Annotated in this window: 16 protein-coding genes; 2 read left to right on the forward strand and 14 right to left on the reverse strand. The window is 64.7% G+C overall.

Going from position 1 to position 17,899, the window contains the following annotated elements; translation table 11 throughout:
- Positions 1-13: 13 nt before the first annotated feature.
- The 9 genes from rplB to rpsL all read right to left on the reverse strand — a co-directional run bounded on the left by rplB (position 14) and on the right by rpsL (position 7,701).
- Positions 14-850 carry a 50S ribosomal protein L2 gene (gene rplB, locus HIM68_RS15010; protein ID WP_025777928.1) on the reverse strand — a complete coding sequence of 279 codons (837 nt, stop codon included), beginning with the start codon at positions 848-850 and terminating at the stop codon, positions 14-16.
- A gap of 30 nt (positions 851-880) precedes the next feature.
- Positions 881-1,180 (reverse strand): 50S ribosomal protein L23, encoded by a 300-nt coding sequence (rplW, locus tag HIM68_RS15015; RefSeq protein ID WP_025777929.1) that lies wholly within the window; start codon positions 1,178-1,180, stop codon positions 881-883.
- On the reverse strand, positions 1,177-1,830 hold the full coding sequence (gene rplD / locus HIM68_RS15020; protein WP_139468553.1) for a 50S ribosomal protein L4: 654 nt from the start codon (positions 1,828-1,830) through the stop codon (positions 1,177-1,179). The genes rplW and rplD overlap by 4 nt, the downstream gene beginning before the upstream one ends.
- Positions 1,831-1,835: 5 nt before the next feature.
- Entirely contained in the window at positions 1,836-2,510 is a 675-nt protein-coding gene (gene rplC / locus HIM68_RS15025) for a 50S ribosomal protein L3 (protein ID WP_101546942.1), read from the reverse strand.
- An 11-nt stretch (positions 2,511-2,521) separates the two neighbouring features.
- The gene (gene rpsJ / locus HIM68_RS15030) at positions 2,522-2,830 is read right to left on the reverse strand and encodes a 30S ribosomal protein S10 (protein ID WP_009379191.1); all 309 of its coding nucleotides are present in this window, start codon (positions 2,828-2,830) and stop codon (positions 2,522-2,524) included.
- Between the two features lie 511 nt (positions 2,831-3,341).
- The gene (gene tuf, locus HIM68_RS15035) at positions 3,342-4,535 is read right to left on the reverse strand and encodes an elongation factor Tu (RefSeq protein WP_139468554.1); all 1,194 of its coding nucleotides are present in this window, start codon (positions 4,533-4,535) and stop codon (positions 3,342-3,344) included.
- 116 nt (positions 4,536-4,651) lie between these two features.
- The gene (gene fusA / locus HIM68_RS15040; protein ID WP_172173599.1) at positions 4,652-6,757 is read right to left on the reverse strand and encodes an elongation factor G; all 2,106 of its coding nucleotides are present in this window, start codon (positions 6,755-6,757) and stop codon (positions 4,652-4,654) included.
- 99 nt (positions 6,758-6,856) lie between these two features.
- Positions 6,857-7,327 (reverse strand): 30S ribosomal protein S7, encoded by a 471-nt coding sequence (gene rpsG, locus HIM68_RS15045; RefSeq protein ID WP_039206341.1) that lies wholly within the window; start codon positions 7,325-7,327, stop codon positions 6,857-6,859.
- Complete coding sequence (rpsL, locus tag HIM68_RS15050; protein WP_025777935.1) at positions 7,327-7,701, reverse strand: 30S ribosomal protein S12; 375 nt, start codon at positions 7,699-7,701, stop codon at positions 7,327-7,329. Before rpsL ends, rpsG begins: the two co-directional genes overlap by 1 nt.
- Before the next feature lie 556 nt (positions 7,702-8,257).
- Between rpsL and HIM68_RS15055 the strand changes: the two genes are divergently transcribed.
- Together HIM68_RS15055 and katG are read left to right on the forward strand one after the other, a co-directional pair.
- A complete protein-coding gene (locus HIM68_RS15055) occupies positions 8,258-8,734 on the forward strand; it encodes a Fur family transcriptional regulator (RefSeq protein WP_172173602.1) in 477 nt (158 codons plus the stop codon).
- Between the two features lie 120 nt (positions 8,735-8,854).
- A complete protein-coding gene (gene katG / locus HIM68_RS15060) occupies positions 8,855-11,062 on the forward strand; it encodes a catalase/peroxidase HPI (RefSeq protein WP_172173605.1) in 2,208 nt (735 codons plus the stop codon).
- A gap of 98 nt (positions 11,063-11,160) precedes the next feature.
- On the opposite strand, the gene HIM68_RS15065 is transcribed toward katG, so the two are convergent.
- From HIM68_RS15065 to HIM68_RS15085, 5 genes are all read right to left on the reverse strand, one after another.
- Positions 11,161-11,961, reverse strand: a complete 801-nt coding sequence (locus HIM68_RS15065; RefSeq protein WP_172173609.1) for a hypothetical protein — start codon at positions 11,959-11,961, stop codon at positions 11,161-11,163.
- Positions 11,962-12,052: 91 nt separating this feature from the next.
- On the reverse strand, positions 12,053-13,588 hold the full coding sequence (locus HIM68_RS15070; protein ID WP_172173612.1) for a HAMP domain-containing sensor histidine kinase: 1,536 nt from the start codon (positions 13,586-13,588) through the stop codon (positions 12,053-12,055).
- Entirely contained in the window at positions 13,585-14,301 is a 717-nt protein-coding gene (locus HIM68_RS15075; protein ID WP_139468560.1) for a response regulator transcription factor, read from the reverse strand. The genes HIM68_RS15070 and HIM68_RS15075 overlap by 4 nt, the downstream gene beginning before the upstream one ends.
- Before the next feature lie 15 nt (positions 14,302-14,316).
- Positions 14,317-16,509: a glycosyltransferase family 39 protein gene (locus tag HIM68_RS15080; protein ID WP_172173615.1), complete on the reverse strand. Its 2,193-nt coding sequence runs from the start codon at positions 16,507-16,509 to the stop codon at positions 14,317-14,319.
- Positions 16,502-17,767, reverse strand: a complete 1,266-nt coding sequence (locus HIM68_RS15085) for a glycosyltransferase (RefSeq protein WP_172173618.1) — start codon at positions 17,765-17,767, stop codon at positions 16,502-16,504. Before HIM68_RS15085 ends, HIM68_RS15080 begins: the two co-directional genes overlap by 8 nt.
- Positions 17,768-17,899 lie beyond the last annotated feature (132 nt).

Genomic DNA, 17,899 nt, shown 5'->3' on the forward strand with positions numbered 1-17,899 from the left:
GTCAGTACTCCAATCAGCGCTTCTTGCCGGTCCGGCGACGGCGCACGATGTACTTGTCGCTCTCTTTGTTCGGCCGGCGTGTGCGGCCCTCCAACTGACCCCACGGGCTGACTGGGTGACGACCACCCGAAGTACGGCCCTCGCCACCACCATGCGGGTGGTCGATCGGGTTCATCACGACACCGCGGACGGTCGGGCGCTTGCCCTTCCAACGCATGCGGCCTGCTTTGCCCCAGCTGATGTTCGACTGCTCGGCATTGCCGACCTCGCCGATCGTCGCACGGCAGCGCGCATCGACGTTGCGGATCTCGCCCGAAGGCATCCGCAGCTGTGCGAAACGGCCGTACTTCGCCACGAGCTGCACGGACGAACCGGCAGAGCGAGCGATCTTGGCACCGCCACCGGGACGCATTTCAACTGCGTGCACCACGGTGCCGACTGGGATATTGCGCAGGGCAAGGTTGTTGCCCGGCTTGATGTCTGCACCCGGACCGGCTTCCACCTGTGCGCCCTGCTTGAGGTTCTGCGGGGCGATGATGTAGCGCTTCTCTCCGTCTGCATAGTGCAGCAGAGCGATGCGAGCCGTACGGTTCGGGTCATATTCGATGTGTGCGACCTTCGCCGGAACGCCATCTTTGTCATGGCGGCGGAAGTCGATGACACGGTACTGACGCTTGTGACCGCCGCCCTGATGGCGGGTGGTCACGCGTCCCTGGCTGTTGCGGCCGCCGCGCTTGGGCAGCGGGCGCAGAAGCGACTTCTCCGGTGTAGACCGGGTCACTTCGACGAAGTCGGCGACCGACGAGCCACGGCGGCCCGGGGTCGTCGGCTTGTGCTTACGGATTCCCATGAGTCTTGTCCTTCTTTGACGAAGGATCGCTTAGAGCGATCCACCGAAGATGTCGATCGATCCGTCCTTGAGGGCGACAATGGCACGCTTGGTGTCCTTGCGCTTTCCCCAACCGGTGCGGGTGCGGCGGCGCTTGCCCTGACGGTTCAGGGTGTTGACCTTGGCGACCTGCACATCGAAGATCGTTTCAATGGCTTGCTTGATCTCGGTTTTGTTCGAGTCCTGGTCGACGAGGAAGGTGTACTTGCCTTCGTCCATCAGGCTGTAGGTCTTCTCCGAGACGACCGGTGCGACGATGATGTCGCGCGGGTCCTTGAAGTTCAGACTCATGATGCGTCCTCCGATTTGCGGTTTCCGCTCAGGAACGCGGCAAGAGCTGCCTCGGTGAACACGATGTCGTCGGCGAGCAGCACATCATAGGTGTTGAGCTGATCGGCGGTGAGCACGTGGACGTGGGGCAGATTGCGCACGCTCAGGTAGGTGAGCTCGTCGTCACGATCGAGCACCACGAGGGTGTTCTTGCGTTCGGACAGACCGGCCAGTGCGGCCTTCGCCTGCTTGGTCGACGGGGCGTCGCCGGTGACCAGGTTCTTCATCACGAAGACCTGATCGAGGCGTGCACGATCCGACAGGGCTCCGCGCAGAGCGGCGGCCTTCATCTTCTTGGGGGTCCGCTGCGAGTAGTCGCGCGGGACCGGTCCGTGCACGATTCCACCGCCGTTGTACTGGGGAGCGCGGATCGAACCCTGACGGGCGTTGCCGGTTCCCTTCTGACGGTAGGGCTTGCGACCGCCACCTCGAACTTCGGAGCGGGTCTTCGTCTTGTGCGTACCCTGACGGGCCGCAGCCAGCTGTGCAACGACGACCTGGTGGATCAGGGGCACATTGGTCGGCACACCGAAGACCTCGGCGGGCAGATCAACGGAGCCGGCCTTGGCACCAGCGGCATCGATGACGTCGACTGTCTTGACATCAGTCATGACGTTCAGGCCTCCTTCGCGGCCGAGCGAACGAGGACGACTCCACCCTTGGGGCCGGGAACGGCGCCCTTGATGAGCAGGAAGTTGTTCTCGTTGTCCACGGCGTGGATCGTGAGGTTCTGGGTGGTGTGCTTGACAGCGCCCATACGGCCGGCCATGCGCATACCCTTGAATACGCGACCAGGTGTCGCGGCTCCGCCGATCGAACCTGGCTTGCGGTGGTTGCGGTGCTGACCGTGGGAGGCACCGACACCGGAGAAGCCGTGACGCTTCATGACACCGGCAGTTCCCTTGCCCTTGGTCTTCGCGGTCACATCAACCTTGAGTCCGGCTTCGAACGTGTCGACGCCGAGTTCCTGGCCGAGCGCGTAGTCAGCAGCATCTGCAGTGCGCAGCTCGACGAGGTGACGGCGTGGGGTCACACCGGCCTTCTCGAAGTGGCCTGCAGTCGGCTTGTTGACCTTGCGAGGATCGATCTCGCCGAACGCGATCTGCACAGCGGGGTAACCATCGGTTTCCTCGTTGCGGACCTGGGTTACGACGTTGTTACCGGTGGCCACCACGGTCACCGGCACGAGGTTGTTCTGCTCATCCCAGACCTGGGTCATGCCCAGCTTGGTTCCCAGAAGGCCCTTGACCTTGCGGGTGGTCGGGAGAGCGGATGAACGAGTGTTCGCCATTGCTGCCTCCCTTAGAGCTTGATCTCGATGTTGACGTCGTCAGCGAGGTCGAGACGCATCAGCGAATCGACTGCCTTCGGCGTCGGGTCGACGATGTCGATCAGACGCTTGTGCGTGCGCATCTCGAAATGCTCACGGCTGTCCTTGTATTTGTGCGGCGAACGGATGACGCAGTAAACGTTCTTCTCCGTTGGCAACGGCACGGGGCCCACAACAGTCGCACCTGCGCGAGTGACGGTGTCCACGATCTTGCGTGCAGCACTGTCAATCACAGCGTGGTCGTACGACTTGAGCCGAATGCGGATCTTCTGTCCCGCCATGGCGTCGTCTCTTTCTTTAGTTGCTTCCGGCCATCAACTCGCAGAGTGTCGGAGACTCTCTGCCGTCTGTGCCGGCTGACCATGACCGACCCCCGAGGTCGGGCGTGTCGGCTGATCCTGGCGGAGAAATTCTCACTTCTCCCCCAAGCGCCGACGGCGCTTCTACTCATTGGCTGCTCGGTCCGAACCCGCATCATGCAGATTCATCGATCCGATAGTGTTTCAGGCTGTTCGCGGTATCACTACCGCAGTGCAGGGGTCAACGCCCAAAACGCAACTTCACTATCTTGTCATAGAGCACTTCACCCGCGCAATTCCGGGGACGGTGGCTGTGAGGGAACTCTCAAGAACGGCGCGAACCCGAATCATGCCGGACCCCATTCTGACGGCGCTGCGGAACTTCCCCAAACTGCATCATCCTACCGGTGCTCGGCTGTTACGGTCCGAACATGCGGAAGGGCCGCAGTTCCGAAGAACTGCGGCCCTAGCCGGTGGTACTCAGTGAGTCAGATCAGGCGTTGATCTTGGTGACTCGACCGGCGCCGACGGTGCGTCCACCCTCGCGGATAGCGAAGCGGAGGCCGTCCTCCATAGCGATCGGCTGGATGAGCTCGACCGACATGTCGGTGTTGTCGCCGGGCATGACCATCTCGGTGCCCTCAGGCAGCGTGATGACGCCGGTGACGTCCGTGGTCCGGAAGTAGAACTGCGGACGGTAGTTCGAGTAGAACGGGTTGTGACGTCCGCCCTCGTCCTTGCTCAGGATGTAGACCTGAGCTTCGAACTTGGTGTGCGGGGTGATCGAACCCGGCTTCACGATGACCTGACCGCGCTCCACGTCTTCGCGCTTGGTGCCGCGCAGAAGCAGACCGACGTTCTCACCTGCACGGGCATCCGGCAGGGTCTTGCGGAACATCTCGATGGCGGTGACGGTCGTCTTGGACGACTTCTCCTTGATGCCGACGATTTCGATTTCGTCGTTCGGCAGGAGGACGCCGCGCTCGACACGACCGGTGACGACGGTTCCACGACCGGTGATCGTGAAGACGTCCTCAACAGGCATGAGGAACGGCTTGTCGACATCGCGCTCCGGCTCGGGAACGTTCTCGTCGACGGCTTCCATGAGTTCCTGAACGCTCTTGACCCACTTCTCGTCGCCTTCCAGCGCCTTGAGAGCGGACACCGGGACGACAGGAGCGTTGTCTCCGTCGAATTCCTGGCTGGAGAGCAGATCGCGAACCTCGAATTCGACGAGCTCGAGGAGCTCTTCGTCATCGACCATGTCGGACTTGTTCAGAGCCACGACGATGTAGGGAACGCCGACCTGACGAGCGAGCAGCACGTGCTCACGGGTCTGGGGCATCGGGCCGTCGGTGGCGGCAACGACGAGGATCGCACCGTCCATCTGAGCGGCACCGGTGATCATGTTCTTCACGTAGTCGGCGTGACCCGGGGCATCGACGTGAGCGTAGTGACGCTTCTCCGTCTGGTACTCAACGTGCGAGACGTTGATGGTGATGCCGCGCTCCTTCTCCTCAGGTGCGTTGTCGACCTGGTCGAAGGCGCGAGCCTCGTTGAGATCCGGGTACTGATCCGCCAGGACCTTGGTGATCGCAGCGGTCAGGGTGGTCTTTCCGTGGTCAACGTGGCCGATGGTGCCGATGTTGACGTGCGGCTTAGTCCGTTCGAAACTAGCCTTTGCCACTGGGTTCCTCCTCGTGGTTGTCAAAAGATATGCGGTTCATATCTTAGACCTTTTGTTGGTTATCTTTCATTCCGGCGACCATGTTCTTGATCACCGGGGCGACCGGAATTCGGAGATTACTCTCCGCCGCGCACCTTCTGGATGATCTCCTCGGCAACAGCCTTCGGGACCTCCGCATAGCTGGAGAACGTCATCGAGTACACCGCACGGCCCTGGGTCTTCGACCGCAGATCACCGATGTAACCGAACATCTCCGAGAGCGGGACCACAGCCTTGACGACCTTCACACCGGAAGCATCGTCCATCGACTGAATCTGTCCACGCCGGGAATTCAGGTCGCCGATGACGTCACCCATGTATTCCTCAGGGGTACGCACCTCGACGTCCATGACCGGTTCGAGAAGAACCGGGTTCGCCCGCTGGACAGCCTCCTTGAAGACCATCGAGCCGGCGATCTTGAATGCCATCTCCGAAGAGTCGACATCGTGGTAGGCGCCGTCGACCAGAGTGGCCTTGACTCCCACCATGGGGTAACCGGCGAGGGCACCGAACTGCATGGCGTCCTGGATGCCGGCGTCGACGCTCGGAATGTACTCGCGCGGAACGCGTCCGCCCGTGATGGCATTCTCGAACTCGTAAATCGTATCGCCTTCGACCTCGAGGGGCTCGAAGGTGACCTGGACCTTCGCGAACTGTCCCGATCCACCCGTCTGCTTCTTGTGGGTGTAATCGTACTTCTCGACAGTGCGACGGATGGTCTCACGGTAGGCGACCTGCGGCTTGCCGACGTTCGCCTCGACCTTGAACTCGCGACGCATGCGGTCGACGAGGATGTCGAGGTGCAGCTCGCCCATTCCGCGGATGACGGTCTGGCCAGTCTCGTCGTCAAGCTCGACCTGGTATGTCGGGTCTTCCTTGACGAACTTCTGGATGGCCGAGGACAGCTTCTCCTGGTCGCCCTTGGTCTTCGGCTCGATGGCCACGGAGATCACAGGCTCCGGGAAGGTCATCGATTCGAGAGCGATCGGGTTCGCCGGGTCGCTCAGGGTATCGCCCGTCGTGGTCTCCTTGAGACCGATGAAGGCGTAGATGTGACCTGCGAATGCCTCTTCGACAGGGTTCTCCTTGTTGGAGTGCATCTGGAAGAGCTTCCCGATGCGCTCCTTCTTGCCCGACGAGGTGTTGAGCACCTGATCACCGGACTTGACGTGACCGGAGTACACGCGCACGTAGGTCAGCGATCCGAAGAACGGGTGCGAGGCGACCTTGAAGGCCAGAGCCGAGAACGGCTCGTCCGTCGAAGGCTTGCGGGTCAGTTCCTCTTCGTCGTTGTTCGGGTTGTGTCCGATCATCGGAGGCACGTCGAGCGGCGACGGGAGGTAGTCGATGACCGCGTCGAGCATGGGCTGCACGCCCTTGTTCTTGTACGCGGAACCGCACATGACCGGGAAGGCCTCGGACTTGATGACGAGTTCGCGGATACCGGCCTTGACGTCAGCCGTCGTGAGCTCTTCGCCCTCGAGGTACTTCTCCATGAGCTCCTCCGAGCTCTCGGCGACGTCCTCGACGAGCTGCGCACGGTACTGAACAGCCTTGTCCTTGAGATCCTCGGGGATCTCGATCTCGGTGATGTCCTGACCCATCTTGGTCTCATCGGGCCAGACATAGGCCTTCATCTCAAGCAGGTCGACGATACCGGCGAAGTCGCTTTCGGCACCGATCGGAAGCTGAATGACCAGCGGCTTCGCGCCGAGACGTTCCTTGATGGTGTCGACGGTGAAGTAGAAGTCAGCACCGAGCTTGTCCATCTTGTTGACGAAGCAGACGCGCGGAACGTCGTACTTGTCGGCCTGACGCCACACGGTCTCGGACTGGGGCTCAACGCCCTCCTTGCCGTCGAACACAGCGACAGCGCCGTCGAGGACGCGCAGCGAACGCTCGACCTCGACCGTGAAGTCAACGTGACCGGGGGTGTCGATGATGTTGATCTGATTATCGTGCCAGTAGCAGGTCGTCGCGGCCGACGTGATCGTGATTCCGCGTTCCTTCTCCTGGTCCATCCAGTCCATGGTGCCGGCGCCGTCGTGGGTCTCGCCCATCTTGTAGTTCACGCCGGTGTAGAAGAGGATGCGTTCGGTCGTAGTTGTCTTACCGGCATCGATGTGGGCCATGATGCCGATATTACGGACCTTGTTCAGGTCGCTGAGCACGTCAAGTGCCACGGTGTCTCTCTCTCAATCGATGATTTGCTCGACTCCCCTGCGCTGCCGGACGACAGAACTCGCGGACGAGGTCCGCCGACCGGCGCACAGCGCAGGCGATTACCAGCGGTAGTGGGCGAAGGCCTTGTTGGACTCGGCCATCTTGTGAGTGTCCTCGCGGCGCTTGACTGCTGCGCCGAGGCCGTTGCCGGCGTCCAGGATCTCATTCATGAGTCGTTCGGTCATGGTCTTCTCACGGCGCTGGCGGGAGTATCCCACGAGCCACCGCAGAGCCAGGGTGGTCGAACGAGCCGGACGAACATCAATCGGCACCTGGTAGGTCGCGCCGCCGACACGGCGGGAGCGGACCTCGAGGGACGGACGGATGTTGTCGAGAGCCTTCTTCAGGTTGACAACGGGGTCGTTGCCGTTCTTCTCGCGGGTGCCTTCGAGGGCACCGTAGACGATCCGCTCTGCGGTCGAGCGCTTGCCGTCGAGCAGGATCTTGTTGATCAGCTGCGTGACGAGCGGTGAGCTGAAGACCGGGTCAACGACGATCGGTCGCTTGGGTGCAGGACCTTTACGTGGCATTACTTCTTCTCCCTCTTCGCACCGTACTTGCTGCGGGCCTGCTGGCGACCCTTGACACCCTGGGTGTCGAGCGAACCGCGGACGATCCGGTAGCGAACACCGGGCAGATCCTTGACGCGGCCACCGCGCACGAGCACGATCGAGTGCTCCTGCAGGTTGTGTCCCTCGCCCGGGATGTATGCGGTCACTTCGATCTGGCTCGAAAGCTTGACACGAGCGACCTTGCGAAGAGCCGAGTTCGGCTTCTTGGGGGTAGTGGTGTACACACGGGTGCACACTCCACGACGCTGCGGGCTGCCCTTGAGGGCAGGAGCGTCCGATCCTGCTGTATTGACATGCCGTCCCTTGCGGACGAGCTGTTGGATAGTCGGCACTAAGCGTTCTCCATTTGCTTCTCGATAGACCTAATTCCCAATTCCGGCCACGACCGCAGTCGTCTCTGTGAACCGTGGGACATATCCGACCGGACACCGGGTGAAGCTTGGCTCCCGATGCCAGTAACCACGCGAGTCATCGACCCCTGCGCCCGGGTGTGTCGCAAGGACACGGAAGCGCAGCGACGACTTCTCGGCGGCCTGCAACGACGACTTCTCTCAAGGATTCCGGGCCTCACAGAACACCCGGCAGGATCGATCGACGACGCAGATAACACAATCAGTCGCCTACCAGAATATCTCTCTCGAGCACGTCTGGTCAAAATGGCAATCATGCATCCTACCCCGCCCTGCCGCGGAAATCACGCTCCAGATGGTTCACCCCGAGGATCACGCCTCTCACCTCGGACGACTCAGAACCACGTCATGTTCCTCAACTGCCGTCGAACCGCACCACCCGGACACCGGCACCCGCAGCGCGACCCGACGGCCGCCTCGGCGAGAACCTGTCATCACTTTCCTTGACTCGTTCAAGAGAAGCAGGCATTCTGGTGCTGTGAACGGGACGAAGCATGAACACGACGAAGACGCCGCCGCAGCTCTGCGGCAGACATCGCTGCGTGTGACGAAACAGCGGGTCGCAGTCCTCGATGCCGTGCGGGATCACCCGCATGCGGATACCGAGACCGTGATCCGCTCGGTGCGGGAATCGCTGCCGGCGGTCTCCCACCAGGCTGTCTATGACTCGCTCCACACTCTCACCGAGGTAGGGCTCCTCCGCTGCATCAAGCCTTCGGGCTCGGTGGCTCGGTACGAGCGCCGGATCGGGGACAATCACCATCATCTGGTGTGCCGGTCATGCAGTCTCATCGTCGATGTCGACTGCACGATCGGTCAGGCTCCGTGCCTGACGCCGTCCCACGATGCCGGCTTCGTCATCGATCAGGCCGAAGTGACATTCTGGGGCCTGTGCCCCGACTGCACGGCCGCCGGTGCTCAACTGACCGGCGACGATCAGTTCTCGGCCGTGTGACCCCGGCTTCCGTTCACCACCACCCGTCCTCTTTCGAGGACACGACTATGCCCTTTCTGCGAGGGTTGCCCATCCCGTCATCCGAGTCGTCGAACGCGACTCGACTGTGAAAGGAACACGATGACCCAGACGACCACCGGCGGCTGCCCGGTCGCCCACACTTCCACGGAGCCGGCCGCGGCGCCGGATTCCGACCAGCTGGTCAACCCCGTCCAGGGTGATGCCAACGCTCAGTGGTGGCCGAACCGCCTCAACCTCAAGATCCTCGCCAAGGGTCAGCCGGCACGCGACCCCATGGACCCTGACTTCGACTACGACGCGGAGTTCAACAGCCTCGACTACTTCCAGCTCAAGGCCGACATCGAAGCCCTGCAGAAGGACAACCAGGACTGGTGGTCCGCTGATTTCGGACACTACGGTCCGTTCATGATCCGCATGGCCTGGCACTCGGCCGGCACCTACCGCGTGCAGGACGGCCGCGGAGGCGGCGGCGAGGGTCAGCAGCGCTTCGCACCTCTGAACTCCTGGCCCGACAATGTCTCGCTCGACAAGGCTCGCCGTCTGCTGTGGCCGGTGAAGAAGAAGTACGGCAAGAAGATCTCCTGGGCCGACCTCTTCATCCTCGCCGGCAACGTCGCGCTCGAGTCGATGGGCTTCAAGACCTTCGGCTTCGCCGGCGGACGCAAGGACGTCTGGGAACCCGACAATGATGTGTACTGGGGCTCCGAGACCGAATGGCTGGGCACCGACAAGCGCTACGTGGGCAACCGTGAGCTGCAGAAGCCCCTGGCGGCGACGACCATGGGCCTCATCTACGTCAACCCCGAGGGCCCCGAGGGCGAACCCGATCCGGTCAAGGCCGCGATCGACATCCGCGAGACCTTCGGACGCATGGCCATGAACGACGAGGAGACCGTCGCCCTCATCGCCGGCGGACACACCTTCGGCAAGACGCACGGTGCCGGTCCCGAATCGCACAAGGGAGCCGACCCGGAAGCCGCTCCGCTCGAAGAGCAGGGCCTGGGCTGGAAGTCCGATTTCGGCACGGGGCAGGGCAACGACTCCATCGGCTCGGGCATCGAGGTCACGTGGACCTACCACCCGACCCGCTGGGACAACGAGTTCTTCCACATTCTCTTCGCCTACGAGTGGGAGGTCTTCGAGAACGAAGGCGGACACCTGCAGTGGCGTCCCAAAGACGGCGGCGGGGACGATATGGTCCCCATGGCCCAGGGCGATGGACGTCGCGAGCCCCGTATGCTCACGACCGACCTGTCGCTGCGCTTCGACCCGGCGTACGAGAAGATCTCGCGCCGCTTCAAGGACGACCAGAAAGCGTTCGAAGATGCTTTCGCTCGCGCCTGGTTCAAGCTCACCCACCGCGATATGGGCCCGGCGACCCGTTACCTCGGCCCCGAAGCTCCGAGCGAAGAGCTCATCTGGCAGGACCCGGTTCCGGCCGGCACCCCGCTCGATGACGCCGGCCTCGAAGCCGTCAAGTCCGCCGTCCGCGAGTCCGGGTTGACCGTCTCGCAGCTCGTGTCGACGACATGGGCCGCGGCCTCGTCGCACCGCGTCTCGGACATGCGCGGCGGCGTCAACGGAGGTCGTCTCCGTCTCGAACCGCAGCGCAGCTGGGAGGCCAATGAGCCTGCCAAGCTCGCCGAGGTGCTTCCCGTGCTCGAGGGCATCGCCGAGTCCACCGGCGCATCGTTTGCCGATGTGCTGGCGATCGCCGGTGCTGTCGGCATCGAGACCGCTGCCGCGGCGGCCGGTCACTCGATCACGGTTCCGGTCTCCACCGGACGCGGCGACGCCACCCAGGAGCAGACCGATGTCGACTCGTTCGGCTACCTCGAGCCGACCCACGACGGTTTCCGCAACTACCTCACCGAGGGACTTCCGCTCAAGGCCGAGTACCTCCTGCTCGACAAGGCCAGCCTGCTGGGTCTCACCCCGCCGGAGCTCACGGTCCTCATCGGCGGGCTCCGCGTCCTCGGTGCGAACTACGAAGATTCCGAGCTCGGTGTCTTCACCGATCGCCCCGGCGAGCTGACGAACGACTTCTTCGTCAATCTGCTCGACCTCGGCAACGTCTGGAAGCCCGTCGGACCGTCAGAGACGGCCAATGTCTACGAGTGCTTCTCCCCCGAGGGCGAGAAGCTGTGGACCGGCAGCCGGATCGACCTCCTGTTCGGAGCGAACTCCGAACTGCGTGCGATCGCCGAGGTCTACGGCTCGGATGACGCGAACGAGAAGTTCGTCGCCGACTTCGTCAAGGCCTGGACGAAGCTCGTCGAAGCCGACCGCTTCGACCTCAAGCGCTGATCCGGCGACGGTCACCGAGGTGACCGACGCGTCAGCATGACGATGCCCCCACCGATCGGTGGGGGCATCGTCTTTGCTGCGCCGATATCAGACAGCGTTCACTCCTCCCGGTTGAGGACGGCGAATCCGGTGAAGATCCGGTCGAAGTGCGTGACGGCTGCGTTCTCGATCGTCGTCTCGTCGGTGTCCGCCGACGTGGTGCCAGCGCTTGCGTCCGATCCGTCGGAGTCAGAGGCGCTGCCGTCCGAGCTGGATCCGTCAGAGCTGGATCCGTCAGAGGAGCTCCCGGAGTCGGCGCTGCCGCTCTGATTACCCTGCATTCCGTTGGCCTGTCCGCCGGGCATGCCTCCGCCGTTCGATTGTCCTCCGGGCATTCCGCCGCCATTCGACTGTCCGCCGCCATCCTGAGCACCGCCCTGTTGGCCGCCCATTCCACCGGGTCCGTTCTGGCCTCCCGGCCCCTGACTCGTCCCCGAATCGTTCGTCGCCATAGCCGCCGATGCACCGATCGCTCCTCCGGCGAGACCGCCGACGACGAAGAGAGCCGATCCGGCGAGCACTGCGGGGATGAGCGGGACGCGTCGCTTCTGCTTACGTGGTCCCTCGGAACCGCCGGACTGGGCGATCGGAGCGGACCGGTCATAGGGGTTCACCCACGGCCGCTGTCCCTCCGGGCTTCCGGCCCGCGGATCGGGTGCCGAGCGGGTCGTCTGCTCGCCCCATTCGTTCGCCCTGCCCTGGACTCCCGGATCCGATTGCATCGCCCAGTTGGGTCCGGCATGAGGTCCTGCCGTGCCCTCCTGAGCTTCGACCCTGCGGGTGCTGTCTGCGGCGTTCGGGCCCGACGCTGTGTTCTCCGCGTGGTTACGGTCCGGATCGGGGTTCTGGTTCTCGGTCATGGAATCTCCTCTGGTTGTCGGTGATTCCACTCTCCGCCGACTCGCTGTAGCCCCTCCCAGTCGTGCCTGTGGCCAACCTGTGCGACTCGCCTCAGGCGGCAGGCAGGCGCAGCTCGAAGCTCGTACCAGCGTCCGTGGTCGACATCGAGATGCCGCCGCGCATGAGTTCGACGAGTCCGGCGGCGATCGACAGTCCCAGCCCCGAGGAACCTCCCTTGGCTCCGTCCTGCCGTGCCCGCGAGGGGTCTCCACGCACGAAGCGGTCGAAGACCCGGTCCCGGATCTCGGGCGGAATGCCCCCACCGTCGTCGCTGATGCGGATCGCCACGACATCGCTGGGCAGCTGCCCGGAGACCGGCTTCCGGGCCGCCAGTGCCTCGACGTGCACGCTGGTGCCCGGGGGCGTGTGCACACAGGCGTTGGTGAGCACGATCGACACGACCCGACGGACCTGATCGGCTGCTCCGCGCACCTCGAGGGCCTCCGGGGGAACATCGAGGGAGATCGAATGGTCGGGATTGACCACATGGGCGTCCTCGACGAGTTCGACGAGCAGGGAGGAGACGTCGACGGTGTCCTCCCTCGTCGGCTGGCGGCCGGCTTCGAGTCGGGCGAGGAGGAGGAGATCATCGACGAGGGAGGACATCCGCATCGCTCCTGAATCGATCTTGCCCAAGGAGGTGGCCACCTCGGCGGGCAGATCATCACGGTACGGGCGGGTGAGGTCGGCCCAGCCGCGGATCGTCGCGATCGGAGTGCGCAGCTCATGGGAGGCGTCGGCGACGAAGCGGCGCATCTGCTCCGTGCCGCGGTAGCGCTCTTCGAGGGCGGAGCCGACGTGGTCGAGCATCCGATTGACCGAGGCTCCCACATCGCCGACCTCCGTGCCCGGCACCGCCAGCTCGGCGGGAACCCGCAGCGCGAGCTCGGGTTTGCCGGCGCTCAGCTCCAGGTCGGCGACCTCCCTGGCAGTGCGGGCGACGTCGCGCAGGTCCCGCAGCTGGCGGTGGATGATCACCGCCATGAGCGCAGCCGTGGCGATGACGCCGATGAGGACGACGAACGCGGTCGTCCAGGCGGTGCGTTCGAGCGCGGAGTCCACGCTGCCCTGCGGGACACCGTAGACGGTGGTGGTTGCGCCGTCATCGAAGGCCACGACCCGGTAGGCGCCGAACCCGGGCACCCGCACGGACTCATGGGCGGATTCGCCGCCGTGAGCATCGACGTCGAGCAGGGCATCGATCGCTTCGGCGGACAAAGAGCGCGGACGGGTCAGCCCCGCCTCGGCGATGAGCCCCTCTCCCCCGTCGCCGGAATCGACGACGACGAGAGCTCCGTCGCCGACCCCCGGCTGGAAGAGATAGCGCAGAGCCGAATCGACCGCCGCCACCGAGTTGTCGCCCCCACCGGAGGTGCCCGGATTGCCGCTCGTCCCGGGGCCCGCACCGGGGCCGTCACCCGAGCGTGCATGCGAGGTCATCGACGTCAGCTGGGCGTCGAGGTCGGTCATCAGAGATCCGCGCACGCTCAGCCAGGAGGCGGTGCCGATTCCGGCGCCGACGAGGAGGAGGACGAGACCGGCGAGGACGATGAGCCTCGTCTGCAGCCGCCAGCGACGCAGAGTCACTGTTCCGCCCGCATGATGTAGCCGGCCCCGCGCTTCGTGTGGAACAGGTTCGGCAGGTCCGGGAACGGCGCGTCGATCTTCTTCCGCAGATAGGAGACGTAGAGTTCGACGATGTTGCCGTTGCCGCCGAAGTCGTAGTCCCACACGCGGTCGAGGATCTGGGCCTTCGACAGCACCACCCGCGGATTGCGCATGAACAGCAGCAGCACCTCGTATTCGCGAGCCGTCAGCTCGATCGGATGACCGGCGCGGGTGACCTCGTGGGAGCGTTCGTCGAGTTCGAGGTCACCCACGCGCAGCACATCATCCTCATCGACCGGACCGTTCGAGGCCCCCCGGCGCAGGCGCACCTCGATCCGGGCGATGACCTCATCGAGGTTGAACGGCTTCGTCACGTAGTCGTCCCCGCCCAGCCGCAGACCCGTCAGCCGGTCATCGACCTCGTCTCTGGCAGAGAGGAAGACCACCGGAGTGTCGATGCCCTCGGCTCGGATCTTCTCGATCACGGCGAACCCGTCAAGGTCGGGCAGCATGACGTCGAGGACGATCGCGTCGAAGCGTTCGCTCCTGGCCAGCGCCACGGCCTCGCGGCCGGTGCCGACTCCCTCGGCTTCCCAACCTCTGACGTGGCAGGCCATGACGAGGAGCTCGGAGAGGTTCGCCTCGTCGTCGACGATGAGGATGCGCGCCGGCGGATTCGCTGTCGGGTTCATAGCTCGATTATCCCCTCAACCCGCACTGAGATCGTAGAGCGAAACGGAGTCGACGGTCGTCACCTCATAGTTCGCCTCCACCCAGGACGCGATCTGGGACGAGGCGGAGTCCTCGTTCCCGCCGCCTGGACCCTGACCGCCGCCGGAGCCCGATCCGATGTAGTAGTGGATCTTGCCGTCGGCCACGAGCTGTTTGAACTCGGCGAGGGTGGGCGATGGATCGGTGCCGTTGAACCCGCCGATCGCCATCACGGGCTCTTCGAGCGCGAGTTGGTATCCCGCCGCCTGATTCGCCCCCGTCGTCGCAGCCGCCCACGTGTAGTCCGCGGCATCCTCTTCGAGCAGCTGCGTGAGTTCGTCGGAGGGTTCGGAGGCGCCCAGCAGACCGCCCATCCCGCCTCCTCCGCCGGGCATCCCCCCGGTGCTGCCCGTGCCGGCTTCGGAATTGCGTGTCCCACCGGGCGTGCCACCGGTCGTGCCATCCATGCCGCCGGCGCCTCCGCCGGGTCTGACGCCGCCGCCGGGCATTCCGCCACCGCCGGGTCCACCGCCCATGCCCGAGCTCGTGCCGGCGATCGTGACGATCGATCCCTGCGTCGTCCCGGCGATCGTGCGCACGGCCAGCTGAGCCGGAATCGCAGCGCTGCCGAGGATGGCCAGCGCGACGAGCACCGAGGCGAGCGCCGTGCCGATCCGCCGGTGCGCGGTGACGATGAGGACCAGAGCGCCGAGGATCGAGACGATGAGCACGCACCAGCGCAGGACGCCCGGGACCCCGGTCATCTGCGAGCTGATGATGAACTGCCACGCTCCGGTCAGGGCCCAAGCCACCGCCAGCAGCAGACGTGGGAGGAATCCGTCACGGGCGAGCAGCACCGCGACGCCTAGGCCGATGACGGCGGCGATCGCGGGAATGAGCGCAACCGTGTAGTACTCGTGGACGATCCCGTTCATATTCGACAGCACGAGCCACGTGACGATCAGCCATGCACCCCACATGAGCAGTCCCGCGCCGAGGCTGCCCCCGCCGATTGCGCCGGACGCGCGCACCGCGAGGCCGGCGTCCTTCTCACCGTCCGTGACGGTGTCCGGGATGGTGTCCGTCGAACGTGTTCCGGTCGGAACGGTTCCGTCCGTGACGGTGGGGACACGGCGACGGCGGGCCGCCTCGGCGAGGATGAGGAGAACGATCGTCACGATCAGGAGGAACAGTGCGGTGGGCAGGAACCACGACACCTGCTGGCCGAAGCTGCCGGTGAACAGGCGGGTGACGCCCGTCTCGCCCCATCCGCCGCCCTGGCCGCCGCCTCCTCCGCCGACCGACCCGGTCTCGTTGCCGGTCAGCCGTCCGAAGCCGTTGTAGCCGAAGGTGAGCTCGAGGAAGGAGTTCGACTGCGAGCCGCCGACGTAGGGTCGGGAGCCTGCAGGGGTGAGCTCGACGAGGGCGATCCACCAGCCGGCGCTGAGGATCATCGACGCGAGCGGGACGAGCAGCCACAGCAGACGGCGTGGCCAGGAGGTGCGGGCGAAGAGCACCCAGGACACAGCGAGGCCGGGGACGATGAGGAGGACCTGGAACTGTTTGGTCAGGAACCCCAGGCCGAGGCAGACTCCGGCGAGGATGAGCCAGCCGGCGATGCGGCGGGACGGGCGTCGCCGGTGGGCCTCGGTGAGCGTGCGCAGGGCGTGCTGGGTCGCGACGACCGCACCGATCATCAGGGTCACGAGCAGCGCGTCCGGGTTGTTGAACCGGAACATCAGCGCCACGACCGGGGAGACGGCGAAGATCACGCCGGCCCCCAGAGCGGCGGCCTTCTCAAGCCCTGGTCCGACATGGGACCGCAGGCTCAGCCGCACCGAATGGACGATGAGGAGCACACTCACCCCGGCCAGGAGGACCTGGGGCAGGAGCATCGAGAACGAAGAGAAGCCGAAGACCCGGGCGCTCAGGGCCATCAGCCACAGGGAGGCCGGGGGTTTGTCGACGGTGATCGCGTTCGCCGAGTCGAGGGAGCCGAAGAGGAACGCCTCCCAGTTCTCCGATCCGGCCTGCACAGCCGCCGCATAGAAGGAGTTCGCCCACCCGTTGGCCGTGAGGTTGGCGAGGAACGCCGCGATCGTGCCGAGTGTGAGCACGGTGAGTGTGATCGGGTACCAGTGCCGTCGCAGTCCGCGGGTGCGGGCATATCGGGTGGGGGTCTCAGACATGGTCGCTGTCCTTGTCGTTCGGGAGCGCCGTTCCGGCTGCAGCAGTCGTGGTGGCGGGGTGGACGCCCTGGTGGGAACCGCGGGCGAAGACCCATGTGCGCATGAGCACGAACCGGACCACGGTGGCGGCGAGGTTCGCCGCCGTCAGCACGGCGAGCGTGCCGACAGTTGCCCAGGGTCCGGTGAATCCATCTGCGACGGCCAGACCTGCCGAGGTGAAGGCCAGGCACAGGCCGAAGGCCGCCAGACCCTTCAATTGGGAGGTCAGTCGGCGGTGCGGGGATCTCACCCCGAAGGTGTGGTCCCGGTTGAGGGCGGTGTTCGCGATCGTCGAAAGGAGCAGCGCAATGATGTTCGCCGTGGGTTCCGAGACGAATTGGATGCCGACGAGGAACAGCACGGCGTAGAGCACGGTGCTGATGATCCCCACGTCGATGAAGTGGAGGATCTGCGCCCCGGTGTTCGGTGCCGGGACTTCGTGACTGGTCCGGATGCGTCCGCCCGTGCGCAGCCGGACGATGCCCTTGATGTCCTTCCACGCCGTGCTGACCACGTCGACGGAGGAGTCGGGGTCATCCGTCCAGTCCGTGCCGAACTCGTGGATGCGGTACCCGGCCCACTCGGCGAGAGCGAGCAGTTCCGTGTCGAAGAACCACTCGCTGTCCTCAACCTGCGGGAGCAGGTCTCTCGCCGCACGCTGCGACAGCGCTTTGAAACCGCATTGAGCGTCGCTGAACCTGACACCGAGGCTGAGCTTGAGCAGTCGGTTGTAGCAGCGGGAGATGATCTCGCGTTTGATGCCCCGCTCGACCGCAAGACCGGGCTGCAGACGGGACGCGATGGCCACATCGGCCAGTCCCGAGCGGATCACCTCGACCATCGGCTCGAGGACTCGGATGTCGGTGGCGAGATCGACATCCGTATAGGCGACGATATCCGCCGTCGAGGACTGCCACACCCGGGACAGTGCGCGCCCGCGGCCTTTCTGCTCGAGCCGCACGTATTCGACGTTCGGGTGTTCGGCCGCTAGCGCTGCGGCGATTCTCGGGGTCGAATCGGTGCTCGCATTGTCGGCGATGATGATCGTGACCTCGATTCCGCGACCGGTATCGGCGGCGAGGAGAGTCTCGATCGAGACGGCCAGCGAAGCCTCCTCGTTGTAGACCGGGACGACGAGGTCGACGGTCGTGGGCGTTCGTAGGGACGGGGCTGCTGGGTGCGCTGCGGGCTGGTCCCCGGCGCTGCTCTCGTATCTCATGGAGACCACATTCGCGTCCTTGCTTAGGCCCACCATCGGTCGCAGCTGTGGCCCGGCTGTGGACGGGACGACACGACACAGCGCCCTGTCCGACCGCCTCGGCGGAAGGCCCGGTCCGTGCGGGTGATTCCC

It is taken from the genome of Brevibacterium sp. CT2-23B (genome assembly GCF_013168765.1).
GTDB lineage: Bacteria > Actinomycetota > Actinomycetes > Actinomycetales > Brevibacteriaceae > Brevibacterium > Brevibacterium sediminis.

Excerpts from the sequence above, each read along its gene's own strand:
- rpsG (WP_039206341.1), bottom strand. The coding sequence starts at position 7,327 with ATGCCACGTAAAGGTCCTGCACCCAAGCGACCGATCGTCGTTGACCCG.
- HIM68_RS15080 (WP_172173615.1), bottom strand. The coding sequence starts at position 16,509 with ATGTCTGAGACCCCCACCCGATATGCCCGCACCCGCGGACTGCGACGG.
- rplW (WP_025777929.1), bottom strand. The coding sequence starts at position 1,180 with ATGAGTCTGAACTTCAAGGACCCGCGCGACATCATCGTCGCACCGGTC.
- rplC (WP_101546942.1), bottom strand. The coding sequence starts at position 2,510 with ATGGCGAACACTCGTTCATCCGCTCTCCCGACCACCCGCAAGGTCAAG.
- katG (WP_172173605.1), top strand. The coding sequence starts at position 8,855 with ATGACCCAGACGACCACCGGCGGCTGCCCGGTCGCCCACACTTCCACG.
- rplD (WP_139468553.1), bottom strand. The coding sequence starts at position 1,830 with ATGACTGATGTCAAGACAGTCGACGTCATCGATGCCGCTGGTGCCAAG.
- HIM68_RS15065 (WP_172173609.1), bottom strand. The coding sequence starts at position 11,961 with ATGACCGAGAACCAGAACCCCGATCCGGACCGTAACCACGCGGAGAAC.
- rplB (WP_025777928.1), bottom strand. The coding sequence starts at position 850 with ATGGGAATCCGTAAGCACAAGCCGACGACCCCGGGCCGCCGTGGCTCG.
- rpsJ (WP_009379191.1), bottom strand. The coding sequence starts at position 2,830 with ATGGCGGGACAGAAGATCCGCATTCGGCTCAAGTCGTACGACCACGCT.
- HIM68_RS15075 (WP_139468560.1), bottom strand. The coding sequence starts at position 14,301 with ATGAACCCGACAGCGAATCCGCCGGCGCGCATCCTCATCGTCGACGAC.
- HIM68_RS15085 (WP_172173618.1), bottom strand. The coding sequence starts at position 17,767 with ATGAGATACGAGAGCAGCGCCGGGGACCAGCCCGCAGCGCACCCAGCA.